General features: G+C 57.9%; 20 protein-coding genes and 2 pseudogenes. 12 read left to right on the forward strand and 10 right to left on the reverse strand.

What is annotated here, in order from left to right:
- Nucleotides 1–465: 465 nt before the first annotated feature.
- From XH85_RS40620 to XH85_RS46015, 3 genes are all read right to left on the reverse strand, one after another.
- Complete coding sequence (locus XH85_RS40620) at nt 466–1,848, reverse strand: ammonium transporter (RefSeq protein ID WP_128936394.1); 1,383 nt, start codon at nt 1,846–1,848, stop codon at nt 466–468.
- A 37-nt stretch (nt 1,849–1,885) separates the two neighbouring features.
- Nucleotides 1,886–2,224, reverse strand: coding sequence for a P-II family nitrogen regulator (locus XH85_RS40625; RefSeq protein ID WP_128936395.1), 339 nt, complete (start codon nt 2,222–2,224; stop codon nt 1,886–1,888).
- 1,209 nt (nt 2,225–3,433) lie between these two features.
- Nucleotides 3,434–3,778 (reverse strand): hypothetical protein, encoded by a 345-nt coding sequence (locus XH85_RS46015; protein WP_208758160.1) that lies wholly within the window; start codon nt 3,776–3,778, stop codon nt 3,434–3,436.
- Between the two features lie 351 nt (nt 3,779–4,129).
- On the opposite strand from XH85_RS46015, the gene XH85_RS40640 reads away from it, so the two are divergent.
- The 3 genes from XH85_RS40640 to XH85_RS40650 all read left to right on the forward strand — a co-directional run bounded on the left by XH85_RS40640 (nt 4,130) and on the right by XH85_RS40650 (nt 5,086).
- Nucleotides 4,130–4,396, forward strand: a complete 267-nt coding sequence (locus tag XH85_RS40640) for a hypothetical protein (protein ID WP_128936396.1) — start codon at nt 4,130–4,132, stop codon at nt 4,394–4,396.
- Entirely contained in the window at nt 4,389–4,685 is a 297-nt protein-coding gene (locus XH85_RS40645) for a hypothetical protein (protein WP_091898391.1), read from the forward strand. Before XH85_RS40640 ends, XH85_RS40645 begins: the two co-directional genes overlap by 8 nt.
- Nucleotides 4,686–4,807: 122 nt before the next feature.
- Nucleotides 4,808–5,086 (forward strand): DUF1488 family protein, encoded by a 279-nt coding sequence (locus tag XH85_RS40650; RefSeq protein ID WP_128936397.1) that lies wholly within the window; start codon nt 4,808–4,810, stop codon nt 5,084–5,086.
- A 32-nt stretch (nt 5,087–5,118) separates the two neighbouring features.
- On the opposite strand, the gene rpsU is transcribed toward XH85_RS40650, so the two are convergent.
- Nucleotides 5,119–5,394, reverse strand: coding sequence for a 30S ribosomal protein S21 (rpsU, locus tag XH85_RS40655; RefSeq protein WP_027572522.1), 276 nt, complete (start codon nt 5,392–5,394; stop codon nt 5,119–5,121).
- A gap of 438 nt (nt 5,395–5,832) precedes the next feature.
- Here rpsU and XH85_RS40660 point away from each other — a divergent pair, with 438 nt between their 5' ends.
- The 3 genes from XH85_RS40660 (at nt 5,833) to XH85_RS40670 (ending at nt 6,645) form a co-directional block, all read left to right on the forward strand.
- Nucleotides 5,833–6,042 (forward strand): cold-shock protein, encoded by a 210-nt coding sequence (locus XH85_RS40660; RefSeq protein ID WP_128936398.1) that lies wholly within the window; start codon nt 5,833–5,835, stop codon nt 6,040–6,042.
- Between the two features lie 94 nt (nt 6,043–6,136).
- Nucleotides 6,137–6,373, forward strand: coding sequence for a transcriptional regulator (locus tag XH85_RS40665; protein ID WP_128936399.1), 237 nt, complete (start codon nt 6,137–6,139; stop codon nt 6,371–6,373).
- A gap of 59 nt (nt 6,374–6,432) precedes the next feature.
- On the forward strand, nt 6,433–6,645 hold the full coding sequence (locus tag XH85_RS40670) for a hypothetical protein (RefSeq protein ID WP_128936400.1): 213 nt from the start codon (nt 6,433–6,435) through the stop codon (nt 6,643–6,645).
- A 290-nt stretch (nt 6,646–6,935) separates the two neighbouring features.
- On the opposite strand, the gene XH85_RS40675 is transcribed toward XH85_RS40670, so the two are convergent.
- Together XH85_RS40675 and XH85_RS40680 are read right to left on the reverse strand one after the other, a co-directional pair.
- Entirely contained in the window at nt 6,936–7,166 is a 231-nt protein-coding gene (locus tag XH85_RS40675; protein ID WP_128936401.1) for a DUF6894 family protein, read from the reverse strand.
- Between the two features lie 7 nt (nt 7,167–7,173).
- Entirely contained in the window at nt 7,174–7,374 is a 201-nt protein-coding gene (locus XH85_RS40680; RefSeq protein ID WP_245473719.1) for a hypothetical protein, read from the reverse strand.
- 214 nt (nt 7,375–7,588) lie between these two features.
- On the opposite strand from XH85_RS40680, the gene XH85_RS40685 reads away from it, so the two are divergent.
- The gene (locus XH85_RS40685) at nt 7,589–7,816 is read left to right on the forward strand and encodes a hypothetical protein (protein ID WP_128936402.1); all 228 of its coding nucleotides are present in this window, start codon (nt 7,589–7,591) and stop codon (nt 7,814–7,816) included.
- 760 nt (nt 7,817–8,576) lie between these two features.
- On the opposite strand, the gene XH85_RS40695 is transcribed toward XH85_RS40685, so the two are convergent.
- Nucleotides 8,577–8,801 carry a hypothetical protein gene (locus XH85_RS40695; protein ID WP_128936403.1) on the reverse strand — a complete coding sequence of 75 codons (225 nt, stop codon included), beginning with the start codon at nt 8,799–8,801 and terminating at the stop codon, nt 8,577–8,579.
- Between the two features lie 591 nt (nt 8,802–9,392).
- On the opposite strand from XH85_RS40695, the pseudogene XH85_RS40700 reads away from it, so the two are divergent.
- Nucleotides 9,393–9,806 (forward strand): annotated as a pseudogene (locus XH85_RS40700) (SRPBCC family protein).
- Nucleotides 9,807–9,887: 81 nt separating this feature from the next.
- Here the strand turns inward: XH85_RS40700 and XH85_RS40705 are convergent.
- Complete coding sequence (locus XH85_RS40705; RefSeq protein WP_164940642.1) at nt 9,888–10,856, reverse strand: ABC transporter substrate-binding protein; 969 nt, start codon at nt 10,854–10,856, stop codon at nt 9,888–9,890.
- 45 nt (nt 10,857–10,901) lie between these two features.
- Nucleotides 10,902–11,057, reverse strand: coding sequence for a hypothetical protein (locus XH85_RS45685; RefSeq protein ID WP_164940897.1), 156 nt, complete (start codon nt 11,055–11,057; stop codon nt 10,902–10,904).
- Nucleotides 11,058–11,390: 333 nt separating this feature from the next.
- Here XH85_RS45685 and XH85_RS40710 point away from each other — a divergent pair, with 333 nt between their 5' ends.
- Entirely contained in the window at nt 11,391–12,173 is a 783-nt protein-coding gene (locus XH85_RS40710; protein WP_245473718.1) for a ThuA domain-containing protein, read from the forward strand.
- 617 nt (nt 12,174–12,790) lie between these two features.
- The gene (locus tag XH85_RS40715) at nt 12,791–13,042 is read left to right on the forward strand and encodes a transposase (RefSeq protein ID WP_128936405.1); all 252 of its coding nucleotides are present in this window, start codon (nt 12,791–12,793) and stop codon (nt 13,040–13,042) included.
- Nucleotides 13,043–13,905: 863 nt separating this feature from the next.
- Here the strand turns inward: XH85_RS40715 and XH85_RS47185 are convergent.
- Nucleotides 13,906–14,223 (reverse strand): annotated as a pseudogene (locus tag XH85_RS47185) (winged helix-turn-helix domain-containing protein); the annotation flags it as partial.
- A gap of 116 nt (nt 14,224–14,339) precedes the next feature.
- On the opposite strand from XH85_RS47185, the gene XH85_RS48215 reads away from it, so the two are divergent.
- Nucleotides 14,340–14,582: a DUF1127 domain-containing protein gene (locus XH85_RS48215; protein WP_128936406.1), complete on the forward strand. Its 243-nt coding sequence runs from the start codon at nt 14,340–14,342 to the stop codon at nt 14,580–14,582.
- Between the two features lie 483 nt (nt 14,583–15,065).
- Nucleotides 15,066–19,079, forward strand: a complete 4,014-nt coding sequence (locus tag XH85_RS40730; RefSeq protein WP_128936407.1) for an AAA and adenylate/guanylate cyclase domain-containing protein — start codon at nt 15,066–15,068, stop codon at nt 19,077–19,079.
- Nucleotides 19,080–19,262 lie beyond the last annotated feature (183 nt).

A 19,262-nucleotide genomic window follows, 5' to 3' on the forward strand; every position in this document is an offset into this window, starting at 1 on the left:
AGTGCGCGTCCGTTCGGGCCACGCGCCTGTAAGCTCCTCTTCAACCCCGAGCTGACGCGTGAGCAGGTCAGGAGGGTCAGCTCGATAACTATAGGGCCTCGTCGATTTGGACCTGAGCTCAGGGCTCGTCGAAGCTTTAACTAGTGGTACCTGTGCGGTGCAAGGTCGCGCACGCGAGTTGTGCCCTCCTAGAGGGAGGTCACGTGAACAATGTGTCCTTGGCGAACCGCGTGGTGGTGTGATCCGGAAGGACGAGGCTCAACAGCTCCCCTCTATCCTGAATCAGGAGGCCCCCTTCCAAGAGTGCCGCAAGGCGGCCGGGGTCTGCCACACCACGCACAGACTCTAAGACTGAATATCTTCGCAGGCTTCAAGCAATCGTATTGACTCGGCATCCAGCGGCAGTTCGCTCCCGCTTGAGTCAAATCGCGAGTCCACCTTCGGGACGCCACCACTCGACGTAGATTACTGTATTGCTTCTCCGTGCAACGCGAGGTCGAGACCTTCGCGCTCCATCTCCTCCGACACCCGCAAGCCGACGAACAGCTTGACCCCGTACAGGATGATCAGGCTGACGACGGCGTCATACACAAAGACCGTGGCGACGCCGATGCACTGATTGATGAACTGTCCCGGATTTCCTTCCAGAGCACCCGCGGTGCCGCCATACTGCTCGACGGCAAATATGCCGGTGAGCAGTGCGCCGACGATGCCGCCGACGGCGTGGACGCCGAAACAATCGAGAGCGTCGTCATAGTTGAATATACCCTTGAGCCCGGTGCATCCCCAGTAGCAGAAGACACCGGCCGCGATGCCGATCACGAAGGCGCCGATCGGGCCGACGAAACCGGACGCAGGCGTGATGGCGACGAGGCCTGCGACCGCACCCGAGCAGATGCCTACGACCGTCGGCTTGCCCTTCAGCGACCACTCGACCAGCATCCAGGTGAAGCTGGCGACCGCCGTTGCGATCTGCGTCACCAGCATCGCCATGCCGGCCTGCATGCCTGCCGTCACCGCGGATCCCGCGTTGAAGCCGAACCAGCCGACCCAGAGCAGCGAGGCGCCGATGAAGGTCAGCACCATGTTATGGGCCGGTCCCGTCTCCTTGCGTTTGCCAAGCATAATGGCACACATCAGGCCTGCCACGCCGGCATTGATATGCACGACGGTCCCGCCAGCGAAATCCAACACCTTGACCCAGGCGGCGTCGTTGCCGGAGGCGAAGATACCGTCAGGTCCCCACACCCAATGCGCGATCGGCGCATAGACGAAGATCGCCCACAGGCCGATGAACCAGAGCATCGCGGAAAATTTCATCCGCTCGGCGAAGGCCCCTGCGATCAGCGCCGGCGTGATGATCGCAAACGTCATCTGGAAGCAGATGTAGACGCTTTCGGGAATCGTCGCCGCGAGCGGGTTGGGATTGCCGATCCCGCCTTTGCCGATGTCGCTTAGGATGTCCTTCAGGAATATGCGGTCCAGCCCGCCGACGAACGGCGTGCCGGCCCGGAAGGCCAAGCTGTAGGTCAGGATGGCGAACAGGATCGTGATCAGGCACGTCACGGCAAAGCTGGTCATTACCGTGTCGCCAGCGTTTTTCTTGCGCACCAAGCCGCCATAAAACAGCCCAAGCCCCGGGATCGTCATCATCAATACGAGCGCAACAGACGTGAGCATCCACGCGGTGTCGCCGGAATTGGGAGTGCATTTTTCCAAAACCTTGCCGCCGCAGGCTGCCGAGGCCGCGTCTTGTGCGAGCGCGACGTCACCGAATGCAAGATAGAGAAGCGCAGTCCCCAAGAGAGCCGTCACAAATAGCACGAGTCTTTGGCGCGCGTTTGCCATTGTCTCCCTCCTGGTCGCAAGAGGTGTCGGTGAAGCCTTATACAGCCGCTTCGTCCGTCTCTCCGGTGCGAATGCGAACGGCGCGCTCGACTGGCGAAACGAAGATCTTGCCGTCGCCCACCTCTCCGGTTCTTGCGGCATTTTGTATCGCCGCAACAACCCTGTCCGCCTGCTCAGAGGTGACCACAAGATCAATCCTCGCCTTCGGCACAAAGTTCACGGCATACTCGGCGCCGCGATAAATCTCCTTGTGGCCCTTTTGTCGGCCGAATCCCTTGATCTCGGTCACGGTCATGCCTTGCACGCCGAGAACCGTCAGCGCGCCCTGCACCGCGTCGAGCTTGAATGGTTTGATAATGGCGGTGACTAGCTTCATGGCTTACCTGCCTTTCCCTGATGCCAGGGTTGGACAACGCCAATGACAATTTCCGCATCCACTTTAGTTAAGTTTTAAACAAGATTCATGCCATTGGCGACCCGCGGGTAACCCACTGAAACACGGTCGATTCCAACCCACCAGCTCGGAACGGTCTGGTGCTTTTGCCATTTCTGATGGCAACCCGCGCCCATAAAACGGGCAGGGCCTGCAGCGATCGAGCCTAGCGCCGTCCTTCCGCTCCGGGCACGAACGACAAAACTCAACGTGAGTATAACGCGTCCGCTTTCGGGCGCATCGCAACCAAAGCGCTCCTTGGCCGGGCATGTTGAGCCTACCTGCCGACGATGATTCAAGCTCCCTAAATCAAGGGCCGAATCATGCGCTACGAACTCACCGACAATGAGTGGTCTGCCATCACGCCGATGCTGCCGAATAAGCCGCGCGGCGTGCCACGAGTGAATGGCCGTAGCTCCAGGCCCGTCTTCCCGTTCGCGTATGCATTCTTATGGAATGATTCAGGAAACGTCCGCTTCGATGCACTCAGCGGACCTCCACATTCGACGACCGCTTTGGTTGGGCCAGGAACGGACATCCATGAGGGCGAATAGCCCCCCGGATAAGCTGAAAGCAAGCCCCACCGGCTGCCCTGGGAATTCGCGCTGATCCAACCCATTGTCGCTTGGGTGTGCCTCCGACCCATTGTGCCTTCGAGGGCTGGTCGCCCGAACGCGTTTTGCCGAAAGCCTCTGAGTTCGGAAGCTCGCTATTTCTTCGGCGCCGAGCCGTCCTTTAAGGAAGCATTGTAGTCGACCTGCGAACTGTTCATGTTGGATCGATCGTTGGACGTGCTGCTTCCGCGTGTAGTCCCCGTCGTGTTGGTTGGCTCTCCTGCTGAATGAGAAGCCGCGCCAGGTCTGTCCTGGTTGGTAACATAGCCCGATTCACCGGAATTGCGGGTCTTGATGCCCTTGTCGGCTGCAGTTTTTAAGACGGGATACGTAATGGCATCCGCACGGCCGACACCCGCCAGGGCGCCGCCCTCGTGTAGGAACAGGGCGTGAAATACGAACCCTTAGTGAGTAGGACTCGTTGGCTCGCCGTACGGTTACGGGCAGACGCCGGAGGAGCGACCGGCAATCGTCGGCTTAGGCCGTTCAGAAGTCTTGATGTGCAAGACCGGCGGTTCTGCGCTGGTGTCAGGTCCTGCTACTTCTTCTTTGCAGGTCCGAAATCCGGCTGCCAAGCGGCTTCCTTGCGGCTCGGCGCCGCAGCGATCACCTGCGCCTTTTGCTTCTTCGGCTTCTTGGCTTCGCGATTGCCGCGTTGCTGGCCCTTCGCCATGTCGCTCTCCTTTGGTGGTTTGAGTTCGTCGAGTTCGTTCGACTGCAGCACCCGTCCGCGCGGAGTGCAAACCCTGACGTCCATGTAGCCTTCGCGCAGCAGCTTTCGCGCGAGCCGCAGCGCGACCATTGCACTGCCGCGGCCGAGATTGGAGCTTCCGTATTCGTTGGTCCCACTGACCAGATACGGCACGCGAGTTGCCCTAGCCATTGAGGATGGCAGCTCCACACACGAGAAGCAGTAAAAACAATGGAACGATCACCGGCGGCACGATCCATTCCGAGATACGAACACGCGGCATCGAATGCTCTTGGGAGGCCTTCGGCGGGAGCACACGTGACCCTCCGTCACCGGTCGAAGCCGTTGAGATTTGCGGTGATGGCGGCGAGCCTACGCCCGCGCCGAGCCAATAGCGAGCGTTAAATGCCGCGCGGGCGACGGCTCCGCTGTGACATCCTAGTTTGCCGGCGGGTCACGATAGTGCTGGCTATTGCAGCGCGAAGGGTGCATGATCGCGAGAGCCAGCATCGGTTGGGCTTCACTTGCGAAAGGCAGGCGTGCATGACCATCCGCTCGCGGCGAGAAACCCTCAACTTCAAGCATCCGTTCCGCATCCGTGGCATCGAGCGCGTCTTGCTAGCGGGTGCCTGTGAGGTCGTCACCGACGAGGAGACGATCGACGGCCTGATCTTCTCGGCCTATCGCCGCGTTGCCACAATGATCACCGTGCCCGCCGAAGGCGCTTGCGGCGCCACGGAGATGCTGTCGATCGGCTCGATCGATCTTGCGAACGCGCAAGCCGCGGACGCGAGCATCGCCCATGACTGACCAGCCGGTCGATCTCGACAAGCATCGCGGCATGGCCGCGCAGAAGGCCACCGACCTGCGCCGCGCACTGGCTGACGTCGAGGCCAATCTCCGCGAGCTGCGCGAGCGCGAAGCCGACCTCGAAAACCGCATGATGACGGTGCCTGCCGCGTCCTGGCCGGAGGCGGCAGTGAAGGCGCGTCATCTGCTCAACCTCTATGCTGCGAGTCTGCCTGCCGAGGATACGCGCCATCGCGCGCTGGTGGCAGCACTGTTCGACGATTTCGCCCGGCTGTCGGGGGAGGGCTGAGGCGAACGAGGGCCGCCTGGATTCGCGACACGGGGCCATGCTCGGCGCGACCTCGAAGCGGGCGGCCCGTCGCGGGCGACGATTGGAGCACGTGCCGGGCCGCAATCAGGTAAGAGCAAGCCATGACATTGACCAGCGGCCGCTTTATCAGCCACGAATACGACCGGATGATCGTCCGGTTCTCGATGCATGACGGTGCCAGGGAGGTTCCTTGCGCGATCTCCACTTCTGCGATGGACTATCTCGAGCGCGGGCCGCAAGTCAGACCCGAGCAGCGGGAAGCTCAGTTCACCCGCCTGCGGGATCGCATCGAAGCTCGAGCGGCCAGCAAATATCGTGCGACAGAGTTCGAAGGCACGCCGCCGGGCATCGTGCTGCGAAGCATCGATTTCAGACCATAGCTCGACGGCATGCTTCGCAATGACGGCGCTCTCTATTCCGCCCGTGCCTTGATCTCCGGCAAGGGTGGCTTGCGTTCAAACGGTTTCTTTTTCGGCGGCGCTGGCAGCAAGCCCTCTCGGATCGCCTGCTTCCGAGCGAGCTTGCGGGCCCGGCGAATGGCTTCAGATTTCTCGCGGGTCTTTCTCTCGGACGGCTTTTCGTAGGAACGCCGCTGCTTCATCTCCCGGAAGACGCCCTCGCGTTGCATCTTCTTCTTGAGAACACGAAGTGCCTGCTCGACGTTGTTGTCTCTGACAAGTACGTGCAATTGATCCTCCTCGCTCAGGGCTGCGAATGCGACACGTCCTGCTGGCAGCCAATTGCGCAGGAGCTTCATGCGACTTTTGAGGATAGTGGCGGCGACACTCGTCGCGGCTTCGGACGAGCCGATCTGCTTGTCACAAGCGATACAGCTTGGTGGCATCAACGTGACCACTCTCGTGCAGCGCTGTCAATCGATAACGTCTTGCTTGCAGCTCGACAGAGACACGGGAAGCGCTTGGATCGGAGCACCAGAGCCGGCTCGCAGAAACAAATCGGCTTGCCTCCTTGCGAATTTGCGAATGCAATGTATATTGAGCTCGTTCGATTAGCCGCTGTGCCTTGTTGAATGCGCCTGCGGGCTCTTTTTCCAAAGACATCGACGAAGTTGAAGATGACCGTGTGATTGTCGCGCGGAATGCGTTCGCACGCTTTGGAGAAGAAAATGACGACGGGTACTGTAAAGTGGTTCAACGGCCAAAAGGGCTTCGGTTTCATTCAGCCGAGCGATGGTAGCAACGATGTGTTCGTTCATATCAGCGCCGTCGAACGCGCTGGCCTGGCGGGTCTCGCTGAGGGCCAAAAGGTCAATTTCGAGATTAAGACCGACAAGGTGCGAGGCAAAGTCAGCGCCGAGAACCTCTCGCTGGCTTGATATCGTGGCGCCGTTTCACGGATGTACTGAAACGGTTCCCCTGCCCGCTCGATCTTCGGATTGAGCGGGTCTTGTCGGTTGTGGAGACGGAGCGATGAGCGCCAAGAAGCCGGCAGAACCGTCCGTCGAAAGTATCGCCCGTTCCGAGCGGAAGCGCTTGGCCGCTGAAGAAGGAATGCGAGCATTGGCGGACGTCGAAAGGCAGGCCATCGAGGTTCGTAAGAACATGGCGCGGCTCCGCGAGGTGCGCGAGGCCAAGGAAGCGGCCGATGAAGCTCTTCGAATAGCGTTGCCACCGCCCAAGAAGCGTTCACGGAAGCCGGCGCGGTAGTCGCCTTCAACGCCATCACCCCTAACGGAGGGCCGATCACATGCCGGAGAGCGCAGGTCGTGCCTAGAATCAAGCCAGACCACGGAACTATTACTTTCTTTCTCGCATCCGGCGCGAATCGGCAGATGTGCCGGCTCGCGACGACATTCAACACGCAAAAGCAGGCCTTCAGCTATCTCCAGAAGCATCGAACGGAGTTCGAGCGCATGGCGCGGGCGCGCCTTGCTTCGGGGGAGCTCGAAGACGGAATTGTCGTGCTTTCAATGCTTTGATATCATCAGCTACGGCGGTATTTTTTCGGCTCAGTTGACCGGGTCTGCATGCGATTGAGAATGCTGTCTTATAGCGTGTGATCCGGGATGACCGAATTGTTGCTCTCCCAGCTCGGACTTGGATTGGCTTGAACCGATCAATTCGAAAACGGTCGAACTCTTCGGGCCCCTCGAGCAAATTGCGTTTACGGCTTGCCCGACCATCTACTGTCGCGAATGTATCGCCGATGTCGTCGATCGTATCGCCGGCCATTTTCCTGGCGCGAGGCCGCCAACTGAGGTGGCTCTTCTTACGGTTGTCTAATTTCAAAGCGCAAAATTGCCTGCATCACAGGTTTGCCTTGGTCGTCTCGGACCCGGATTGCCATTTCGCGCCACTTTGCGCTCGGCACTATATCTCTTGCAAAATCGGCGAGCCCAGCCGCTGCTTGAGCGCGCACAGATTGAAAGCTGTCGCATTCAATTCCCACGTCATCGCGAACAAGCTTACCATTATGAGTATCGAAGTAATAGCGCGCCATGATGACCTTACTTCGGTGATAGTCGTTTAGAGGAATTGGCCCACTCCTCTAGGTGAGCCGCTGTATCTGCCTGACTGACTTTGCGCAGCATGTTGTCGCGCTCGATGCCCGGCGGAAGCTTTTCAGCTTCGTCGCGTGCGTCTTGTGCGAACGCGGCAAGGCGAGCTTGGAATGATTGTGGTTGCTCGAAACGGCGCCGGTTCATCATGGCGCTTCTCCCTGTTTGAGTGGGCGGGAGCGCAATCAGCGTTCTCATCACCGATAGGAGCCTAGGTCGCGCGGTGATGCAGGAGCAATGTGCGAAAGAAAGGCCGGTTCCTAATTAGACGCCGAGCGCGATTTCCCGGTCGGAGAACGACCGGCCTGCAGGTATGGTCACGTAAGCGACTGGAACTTGCCTAGTTCTGGGAGCATAGTGAGTTATGGCAAACACTGAAGGCATTCATCTAGTTAAAGTGACCACCGACGATCGGGAACATCAGCTTTGGGTGGCTGCGACCCCGCGCGACGAAGCGGTCACTGAAGTCTTGAATGCCATTCCAGAAGGGTGGACAGCCTCGCTGTTAACCAGCCAGCTCACGCTTGAAGAGGCTGAAGTCTTGAAGCTCCAACCGGGCGAAGTTCGAGAGGTCACCTCAAGAACAAATTAGGCCAGGATTGAACTTCCAACTTATCGGCCCGGCCGCCGTCAGAGCTCTCCCCACGGACCGCTAAGGGTCAAAATGCGAAGAACTCAACCTGAGCAAATCTAGTCCGCTATGCCCCACTGAGTGGACCTCAACGAGGCGTGCGGACACTTCGCAGAAGCGCGAGTAGCCGATATCGCGGGGGTGGCCCATATGAACGAGGCCGCCAACTGAGGCGGCCTTCGCGATGACGCGTGCGCGAGGCAGTGCCGAGCGATGCCGGACCACTCCACCATCCTGAAAATTGACGAGACCTTTACAGGCGCCCCCTACAAGTCTCGCGATACCTGCGGCAATTTCCTGCGCCTTGTTCGCCCAGCTCGTTCTTGTAGAGGCAGGCCTGTCTCAATTCGGCGCACACATCCCTGCGTACTGGTCTTTGGCAGGTCTCCCGGTATCTGCGGCAATTTCCTTCGCCCCGTTCCCCTAGCGCGTCCTTGTTTTCGCAGGCAAGCCGCAATTGCTCGCATTGCCCGCCTCCTCGACCGTCGTACCCTCGGACGCCTCCCGGTCCAATCTCAAAGGATTGGGAAAAGGCGGAGATCGGGATTACAAAAAGCGCAGTTGCCGCTGTGGCGCCGAATGCATACTTGCACATTCCTTTCAACATGGCTGATCCTCCAGTTAGTATGTTCCGGTGAATAGAGGGAGGCCACTTCGGCGGCCTCTCTCTTGTCGATGGGAGCGGACGGAGCGGGAGTTATCGCTTCTCACCACCCCTCCCTTAGTGCGCGCAAACCTTGATGGTCTTCATCCCGGTCTCAGCTTCAGTGCGTGTCTTGAACACCTTGCCGTCGCCAACAATGACGGTGGTTGTGGTGGTCGGCTTCTTGTCCACGATGGTGCATTTCTTCGTGGAGGTGTCTTGCACTACATAAAATTCCGTCTGGGCGTAGGCAGCGCCGGTCATGATTGCAGCGGCAGCAGCCGAAATGAGAAGCTTCTTCATTGTGTCTCCTCCATTGTGAGTAGTCCCTGCGCAAATTATCGAGCGCGTGGATTCGGTTCCACGGCTGGAAACTACGGCTCGGGTTCACTACTGTGTGGAAATCCTAAAGGGATGATATGAACGCCGGCCGAACGGGCAGTTCAGAGATCGTTTATCTCGACGTTACCGATCTTCGCCTCCACAAGCGCACCTTAAAATGCCGGCCACTTCCGCTTCGCCCCGAAATGAACCCTCCAACTCACACGCCCGATCACTCCGGACCGATTTGGTCAAAATGCGAAGAACTCGGGGGAAGCCGCTATGGCTCACCGACCGGACCTCAAGCCGAACAGGCCTCACTTCGCTGATGGGCCAGATCCGGACTCGCCGCAGGCTGCGGCTTCCAATTTGCTCGCGGTCGTTCGTGGATAGCCAAAAGACCTATGACAACCCTTTTTCGAATTTTTCCGCATCGACGGCTGGACCATGTCGGCATGGACGGGTCTCGGTCGTCCTTGGGTGGACACTTCACGCAAGGGCTGTAGATGGACCCAGCACACGAGAGGTGATGTTGTCACCTCAAGCCTGTGAAATTGAACTGGAGCAAGACCCATGAGAATCACCGTCGAAGCCAACGTAGCGGCCCCGATCGATCAGGTCTGGCGCGCGTATACTACGCCGGCCGACATCGTGAAGTGGAACGCTGCGTCCGACGACTGACATACGACCAAGGCTACGGTCGACCTGCGGGACGGTGGCGCCTTCTCGTCTCGCATGGAGGCCAAGGACGGCAGCATGGGGTTCGATTTCGCCGGCACCTACACCAAGGTCGTCCAACACAAGCGGATCGAATACGCGTTCGGCGATCGAAAGGCCGAAGTCGAGTTCCTGCCCGGCCCCAAAGGCATTGTCGTCCGTATTGTCTTCGATAGCGAACCGACCCACTCAGTCGAGCAGCAGCAGGGCGGTTGGCAAGCAATCCTCGACAATTTCGCGCGATACGTGGAGGCGAATGAGAAGCCGTGAGGGTGTGTAAGAGCTAGAGATGAAAGTAACCTGACGGGCGTCTTCGGCTTCCGCGGCTCACGGATGGGCCAGAAGGCGACATCAATCGATCACCTTCTCGGCGCGGACTAGCAATGTCGGGGACAGCTCGATTCCCATAGCGCGAGCGGTATGGAGATTGATGTTGAGCGCGAATTTTGTGGGGCGTTCGAAGGGTAGGTCACGTGGCTTTTCGCCTTTCAACACGCGATCAAGCTGCAAGATCATGTGCCGACCAACCTCGGCAAGGTCGGGCCCGAAAGACAACAAACCCCCGCTTTCGGCCCAATCGGACGAAGGAAAGACTGCAGGCTTGTTGCTTAAACCGATCAACTTGACAACCTCGGCCTTGTGACCGGACAGCACGACATCCGGCGGAAACATGAACGCGTCGAACCTACTCAGGACTTCCGGGCTCAGTGCGGTCGCAAGATCGGCCGGATCGGCAATCTTGATTATTTCGACATCAAAGCCCAGCTTGCGACCGGTGTCCTGAACCGCACCAAGGCTCAGATTGCCACCGCCGGTTATGGCCGTAACGGCGGCGAGACGGACGGCGCGGGGTGCAATCTCGCGCAGCAACTCAACGAGCTTTATGTCCGTTTCCTCGGCAAAAATCGCAATTCCCGTGACGTTGTGGCCGGGATGAGCGAGGCTTTCAGCCAAACCCGATGCGACAGGATCAATCCCAACAATGGCAACAATCGGAATAGTTTGCGTGGCTCTGTATGCCGCGATCGCTGCAGGAAAGCTCTGCGCGAGGATTGCGTCGATGCCGCCTTCCCGCACGACCGCCTCGGCAAGCTCGGGAAGACGATCAATTTGTCCTCCGGCGCTTCGCACATCCAATCGGATATTGCGACCTTCGACATAACCAAGGTCCTGCAGGTTTTTGCGAAGGCCAGCCAACCCCGACGGGTCAACTGGCGACAGCAATACAACATGAACTGATCTCGCCAGAGTTTGGCCGCTTGCAGCGAGTGGCCACGCTGCAGCGGCACCAAGTGCCGTGATGAACGCCCGCCGCTTCATGTCCGTCCCCAAGGCTCGGGAGCACATAGTACAGGTTCCACTCAGTTAGGCAATTAATGCGGATTTCCAAGAAGAGCGCCAATAGCGCAGTCCACCTTCGCGCTGTTCGACCGGGTCGAGGCCGAGTTTTCGGAATAGAACGCCCGCCCGATCCAGGTCCTTGGCTGGAAGACGGCCGGCCACCTTCGCTTTCCCTAGCATCCTTCTCTCCTTCTGAGTTCAATAGGGGTCGGACGCGTCGTACCCTCAGTCAAGCCGAAGACCGCTACGGGTCATTCGCGTCGGGTTGGCCGCGTCTTCGCGATCTGGCCCCAACTGCCGACGCGTGCCGGAGGGTCATTGCGATCTTCGCCTGCGGGCCAGAGGCAGACATCCACATTTAGTGCTTCGCGTGTTCGGAGTAATGTATGCCCGCTTTGGGGAGCCCATAGGAGTTGAGACCTTGCCACCGACGTTCGTATATTTTGTAGCTTGTCGGTCTGGATACCCCTTGCGTGAGTCTGGTTTCGAACTTGGCCCGGGTGATGGCAATCAATGCGGGAAGGCGAGCAGCGTCGGGAGAGGATGGTGACGCGACGAGAGTTCATCGCACTCATCAGTAGCACGTTGGCAATCCGACGAGCTAATGCGCATGCAGAGCGCTCCGCAGAAAAAGTCCTCTATTTCACATATTCCGCCGGCTATCGGCACGAAGTGATACCGCTTTCCAGTGCGACACTTATGCAACTCGGGAGGAATTCCGGCGCCTTCGAAGTCATCGCAACGGACGACACGTCAGAATTTTCGACCGAAAACCTCGACCGGTACGCCGCGGTGATATTCTACACAACCGGCGAAATTCCCATGGACGACGCGCAAAAGACGGCACTTCTCGACTTCATTCGCGGGGGCCGTGGCTTCGTCGGCATTCATTCGGCGACGGACACATTCTACACTTGGCCGGATTATCTCGATCTGATCGGCGGCTACTTCGACGGTCATCCCTGGCATCAGGCCGCGACAATCGAGGTGCTTGATCCCAGCAATCCCCTGGTGGCTTTTCTCGGGACTTCGTTGCAAGTCGAGGATGAGATCTACCAAATCAGCGAATTCGACCACCGTGGATCACACGTCCTCCTGCGCCTCGACCCCAGCTCGGTGGACCTTAGCAAGGCCGGTGTGCATCAACGATTCTATGGTTGGCCTCTCGCATGGACCCGACGCTACGGCAATGGGCGAGTATTCTACACGGCGCTAGGCCACGAGCCGGCAGTTTGGCAGGACGCTCGCTACCAGCGAATCCTCACGAACGCTATCGTCTGGTCCATGCAAAGGTAGTCCCAGCAAATTGCATTTGCGCTACCCCGAACTTGCAGGCTGGTGCCCGTCCCGGAGGTTCGGACCGCCTTGCCCTGCGACTTCCGTTTAGGGTCTTGGCTGTGTGAAAAGGCGGAGCCGCTTGATCGCGATAGAACAACTTACTCGTCCAAGATCGATGTAGCACTCAAGCTCGCAAGAGGTTTCAACATAGATGACGAGCTGAAGAATTCGCGTCTTTACACAGCTAGGGTCACAAACGGAAGTGCGCAACGCGGGCCTCGCAGGTCGGCGTATCCTCCGGTACGAGATACGACAATCTTCAAAACGGCGTCGACAAGCTCGCTATTACCAGGCTCAGCTTTGATTTCCTCCCATAGAAGTTGGTGGATCGGGACCTTGATTTGCATTATTTTTTGACGCCCAGTGGGACGACCACGTCGCACGACCTCTTCATTGACCGAAAGTTCGAGATCCCTAGCTGCTCGTACAAATCTTTCTCAGCTGCGGCACGACAATTTTTCGCGTAACACCCTAGGATCTCGGATATTCGCACCGCAATCACTACGAGCCTATCTGTGAACCTCCTCCGAATGAGTGGACACCTGTAGTAGGCTCATTGAGCCCGGAGGTGTCGAATGGAACGTCAACGTCGGTCATTTACCGAAGAGTACAAGCGCCAGGCCGTTGAGCTGGTGGTGTCGAGCGGTCGCTCGATCACGTCGGTAGGCAAGGAACTCGGGCTGCGCGACTCGGTGCTGCGGCGCTGGGTGGATAAGGCCGGGCAGCAGCCGGCATCGGCGGCGTGGCGCCCCACCACGCAGGCGACGCCGATGTCGGCGGACCAGGCTTCGGAGATCGCCCGGTTGCGCCAGGGATTAAGCTCATAGGCTCGGAACACGAGGGCCATGCCCATGTCTAGTTCATATAGTACGGCGGCAATTGCCTGCCCGACCCTCACGAGTACAGTTGGATCATCGTTGTCGAGCTCAATAGCGCGGGTTGCCAATCGTCGGGTGTCGTTCAGTTCTTGATCCGCGTTGATCGTCCAGCCGAAAACCTTTCGTTGCAAGTAGCAATAAGCACCAAGCGCGTATGCTGCGGCCAATCCGGGATCGATGTCGAAGGCAAGGCGGGTCAATCTGAGAGCTTCAATGTTTTGTTCGCGGGTGAATTGATAGAAGCTTGAGAGTGCACGAAGATAGTAATCGTAGGCCTGAAGATTTTCAGTTGGTTTGCGTTTTGCGCGCTCAATCTCGGCCCGTTCCAATTGAGGAAAGAGTGCGCCAATCACGCTGCTCGTGACTTGGTCCTGCAGATCGAAGATGTCCTTGAGTTGGCTGTCGAAGCGGTCGGCCCAAAGGTGGGCACCAGTCGTGGCCTCGATCAACTGCCCCGAAATTCGAACTCGGTCGCCTGACTTGCGCACACTGCCTTCGAGCACATACCGAACGCCTAGTTCGCGCCCGACTTGCCTAACGTCGATGGCCTTGCTTCTGTAAGTGAAAGTGGATTGTCGCGCGATGACGAACAGCGATTTGGACCGTGAAAGGCCGGTGATGATGTCCTCAACCATCCCGTCGGCGAAATACTCCTGCTCGGGATCGGAGCTCAGGTTGGTGAATGGGAGAACCGCGAGCGACGGCTTGTCGGGAAGCGGAAGGTCAGGTTTAGCCGCCGTCCTTTCGCTGTCGGTTGCTGCCACCGTCGGAGCGCTGTGGGATTCCTGCACTGTACCGATGAACCGATAGCCCTTCCTCGGCAGCGTCTTGATCAGACGCTGGTTCTCCCCGGAATCGCCAACTGCGGATCGAGCAGCATTTAGCCGGGTCGTCAGCGCAGCATCCGATACGCACCGCCCCTTCCAAATGGCCGTGATGAGTTCGTCCTTACTAACTACGCGCTCGCGATTACGGATGAGATAGTCGAGCAGATCAAAGGCCTGTGGTGCCAGGGCGACAACGCTTGTGTCGCGGTATAGCTCGCGGCGGCTGGAATCCAGTTCGTACTCTTCGAAGAGATAGCGCAAGACGCGAAATCCCTTAGGCGACCTCCGGCTCGACCCGGCCACGCTTGAAAAGCAAAGAATAAGCCGCCCGAAAGGAAAATGTAAGCAGCACGTAAAGCGTGCTGGGCCGGATTTTGGCAGCTTGTTTCGGTGGGAACAAGGTACCCGAGGACGCTGCAATGAGCACGATTTTTCAAACAACGGGCTTGGTCCAGACGACCGTACCGCAGCGGCGTAATATCAGCCCCTTCAAGAATTGGTGGTTCGCTTTTCAGGAGTGGCGGACATGGGAGCGGCTCCGACGCGATCTTTGCAAACTGAGTGATCAAGAGCTGATGGATATTGGGATTACGTATGGTGAGATCGACTACGTGGTCTCGAACCGAAATACCGACCCCCGAGGTATACGATCGGCCGAATGATGTCGGCTGTAGGCAGCGATGCATGGTCCGTCGGAATTGACTAACGCGATCCGCGTCGTGGTCCAGATATCGACTTCCGGTTGGGTCAAAGGCTGCCCTGAGCATTATGCATCAGGCTGCTCTGCAAGTATTGCAGCCGACCGCAGAGATCAGCGGTTTGGGCATCCCGAACGGCAGCTGCCCGCACATGATCAGCGTGCTAAGTCGATCATCATTAATACTCGGGACGCCCTCAGCTTGAATGGGAGCTGCCGAGGATCCGCAATTTACGCCATTTCCTCACCGGATCTATGTGATCCATTTCACACCCGAGCGCCAGTTGCAGGCGTAATAGTTATTTTGTAGCTTCAACAAAGAGTGGCTTCTGATGGAGCGTCTGACGACGATGCTCGCCATCAGGACTTTTCAGGCGCTGATCACGCAAGACATCATTTAAAGCGTTTTTTATCCGCTCGCGCTGAGCGCGGATACCGGAAGCAGAACATGAATGGGTACCATTCTCTGCTTGATGATTTTCTTCCACTGAAGCTGCTCGATCGGCTCTACGGCAGCGAAGGTCGCCGGCCAGTGGCACTACGGTTTCCCGCAGCCGTGATGTTCGTCGATGTATCGCGATACACGGCGCTCGTAGAACAACTCGCGCATCGCGGGCGAGAGGGGCTTGAAGAACTTCCGCGACTTCTGAGCAACTCATACGGTCGATGCGCCGAGCACGTCGTAGAACTCGGAGGCGAAGTCCTGTACTTCGCCGGAGACTCGTTGCTGGCGTACTGGGATGCTGAAGCAGACCATCTTGACGCTGCTGTCGGAAGAGCGATCGAGTGCGCCACTATTATCTGCCGGAGCGGCAACGATACGAGGCGAGGCGGCGTCAGGGAAATTACTCCAGCTCTTCATATCGGGATAGGCGCCGGTGGACTTTGGGCTGCCGCTCTGGGTGGTCAGTCCGATTGGAAGCTGATAGCGGGCGGGCAAGCCGTTGCCCAAGCTGCTGCGTGCCAAGGCATCGCTCGTAGTTGGAGTTACGAACTCTCTGATGACGCGAAGGGCGCGTTGAAGGCAGGCTCAGTCCCTGCACTGAAACTCTCTGCCATGGAAACCCCGCGTGTGCACAGGGCCCCGACCGACTGGCTAACCGCATTTCTACCATCGCAACTGAGAGAGCGCCTGCAACCTTCGAGACCAGTCCACATCCACGGACCGCTGGCGCTCGACTCCGATGCCCTCGGCCAGATCAATGATGATCTGTCGATGCTAGACGAAATAAGACCCGTCTCCGCGATTTTCACACGCATAATTGGCCTCAACTGCTTAGATCGCTCGGCGCTGTCGCAACATCAAGCTCTATGTGTAGCATTGCAGGAGATTGCGAGATCTCGAGGTGGTCCGCTAGGAGAGTTCTTTTATGATGATAAGGGGCTTGTCTTTTCTACTGCATTTGGAGCCCGCGGCAATTTCCACCGAGATGATCCGCGTCGTGCCGTCGATGCCGCCCATGCCATTAGTCAGACTGTAGACCGGCTTGGGTTTGCCTCATCGACGGGTGTTGCCACCGGCGACGCATTTTTGGGAATTGTTGGAAGCGCGCGCCGCCGCCAGCTCATGTGGCACGGCGCGCCAATCAATCGTGCCGCACGACTAATGGTGGCAAGCGAAAGAAGCGTTCTCTGCGACGCACCGACAGAGCGGTCCAGCCGAACTGCATTCAAGTTTGCACCGCAAGGCACGCTTCAATTAGCTGGACTCGGCAATATGGCGGCGGTTTTTCGCCCCATGGAGCCGCACCAAGCTAATTCTGTGTTCGCGTCTCTGGTTGGTCGACGCAACGAAATGGAGGCTTTGGCGCGTACATTCGAAGAGGTACGGAATGGCGGCAAGAGGCTCTTGGTCATTCAAGGCGAAGCTGGCATCGGGAAATCCACGTTGGTCGCGTGGTTCGCTGAAGAGCTCCGATCTGCAGGAGCAATGGTGTCTGTGGCACGAGCCGAGCGCGATGATCGTAGGACCTCCCTTCTACCATGGCGGCGGTTATTGACATCTCTTTTGGATTTACCTTCGGACACAGAGGGCCGCACCGTCCTGGATGCGATCAGATCTTCCGTGAAGGAGGATTTGGCAATTTTGGAACGGCTACCATTGCTGGGCGGGGTGTTAGACGTTGCGATTGCTGAGAACGATAATACGCGCCACCTACAGGCAGCCCACCGGGGCGATGCAACGATGCGGCTCGTCGGTGATTTACTGGCCGCGATTGGCCGTCACCCGCTGATTTTGATTCTCGAGGATAGCCAGTGGCTTGACTCTGCCTCTTGGAGGCTAGTCGAGTGGGTCCTCGCGACCCGATCGTCTATCCTCATTTTGCTGTGCGTGCGATCCGAGGAGGCGCCCGAAGAGCTCCGGGCCATACAGCGACGTGCCGATGCGGCGAGAGCAACCGCGTCAGGAACTGATTTGGAGGATCCAAGTCGCTTCTGCCGTTTCATGACAATCGAAGAGCTTAATGATGCTGAAATTCGCGAGCTTGCCGCGCGTGTACTTGGCACAGTCCCTCCGGAGCGCGAATTGGCGGATAGGATATCTGCGCTAGCTTGTGGTAATCCTCTATTCGCTGAGGAGATCACACTGACTCTAAAGACTGAGGGGTTGGTAGCTGTTCGCGACGGCTGCTGGCGCTCGCTTCGGCCACTGGACGAGCTTCGGTACTTCGAAGGAGTCGAGCGGGTTATTCGAGAGCGAATAGATCGAGTTGAGCCCAATATCTTGGAGGTGTTAAAAGCCGCAGCTGTCATCGGGCGATCGTTTTCGTTGAACTCTCTCAAGGTCCTGCTGAAGCATGCATCTGAAGAGGCTATTCGCTCTGATCTCGAACTCCTTGTCGCGGCACAGTTCATCCGGAGCAGCGGAAGCGATGGAGAATACGAGTTTCGACATGATCAAATCAGGGATGTTGTCTATGGCTCAATTCCCGCAGACCTGCGCCAACGATTCCATGGGACCCTAGCTGATTGTCTAGAACAAACAGAAGCCGCAGCTGTTGGCGGCGACATAGCAGCTCTTGTCCAGCACTTCGAAGCCGCAGGCCAGAACGACAAGGCTGTCACCTACGCCGAGATCGCCGCTGCCAAAGCGTTGCAAGTCGGCGCATTCCGAGAGGTCGAGGCCTTTCTCAGCATATGTTTCAGCCATGAATCCCGCCAACCCGTTTTGACTAAGGAGCAAAAGCTGAAAGCGGTGCGGCGGCGGATACAGCTAGCCGAAGCTCAGTACTGTCGGGGCGATATTCATGCTCAGGGCGTCGCAGTTCGTCGAGCGCTTACCCTAGCTGGAGAGTCGGTCCGGAGTTCCTCCGTCAGCGGATTAAGTCGTCTTATCGCAAGCGCGGCAAGGCTTCTCCTCCAGCAGCTATTTCCGCCACGGACCTTTAAATACTCTGATCATGCGCTGGCTTGGGAGCGAGAGATGGCTCGATGCCATAGCCAAGCGGCAATGGTCGACTATTTCGAACTTCGCTTTATCGAAAGCATGCGACACCTTATCGAGGCTGTCGTTCATGCTGAGCGGACCGGAGTCACAACGGAACTGGCCATAGCATCTTCGCAAGTCGCATCCGGCTTTGGGCTAGTCGGTCTTCGTCGCACCTGCGAATATTTCATCAGGAAGGCCGAACACGCGGCCGTAAGCCTGGGTGACCCGGCGATCCATTCACACGTGTGCTACTTGGATGCTCTCTGGCAGGTTGGCCACTGCAATTGGCCGGCGGTTGACTGTCGCATCAAGCAGTCACAAGAGCTTAGTTTGCAGGCAGGCGATCAATTGCGATGGTCTAATGCGCAGGTAATTCGATTCTGGTCTCTTTTTTATAGAGGTGATTGGACCAGTTTGGAGGAGACAGCGAACGCACTCTTATCGCGCGCTCAGAGTAGCGGAAACATCCAGCAAGAGATATGGGCGTTGCGATGCAAATCCCTGTGTGCACTCCAGGCCGACAGACCTCGCGAAGCGATCGATCTGTTAAAGCTTATTACCTCAGCGATGTTCGGATCCGCTGACCTTGCAGCGTTTGTGTCATCGAAGGGATCCTTAGCCTTAGCGTTATCGCGGGTCGGATCCAATGACGAGAGCCTCCAGGCCGTCGATGAGACGCTTCGGCTATTGCGCGCGATGCATCGCCCGACCTCGCATAGTATACTTGTGGGAATATCTGGCGTTTGTGAAGTCCTCCTTCGTGGCCGCGAGACTGGCCTGGCGCGAGAATACGACCAGTGGCGTGAGTGGGAGACTCAAGCTCTCTATGATCTTAAGCGATATAGCCTCGCCTTTCCCGTTGGGAGAGCACAATACCGTCTATGGAAAGGCGTCTCTAATTGGTTGGACGGTGAGAAGGATCATGCGTTGACCACATGGAATCAGGCTTTGTTAGCCGCGGAGGAGCTCTCGCTGCGGCAAGACAGAGCGATGATCTCCGCTGAAATGAGGCGCCGCCAAGATCGAATTTAACATTGTCGGCATGGTCTTTTTACGGTTCCAGCCGGACCACACGTGTTTGGGCGCGGGACATTCCAAGTTTATTCGATTGAGGATCTCATGCTATGTGCCCGACAGATTCACCTCGTGAGCTCCCTTCCGCACTTGGCAAGCAAACAACGTGGCTGTCTTGTGGGCTTGAGTCGCTGGTTGATG

Origin of the sequence: Bradyrhizobium zhanjiangense, assembly GCF_004114935.1 — a bacterium.
Taxonomy (GTDB): Bacteria; Pseudomonadota; Alphaproteobacteria; order Rhizobiales; family Xanthobacteraceae; genus Bradyrhizobium; species Bradyrhizobium zhanjiangense.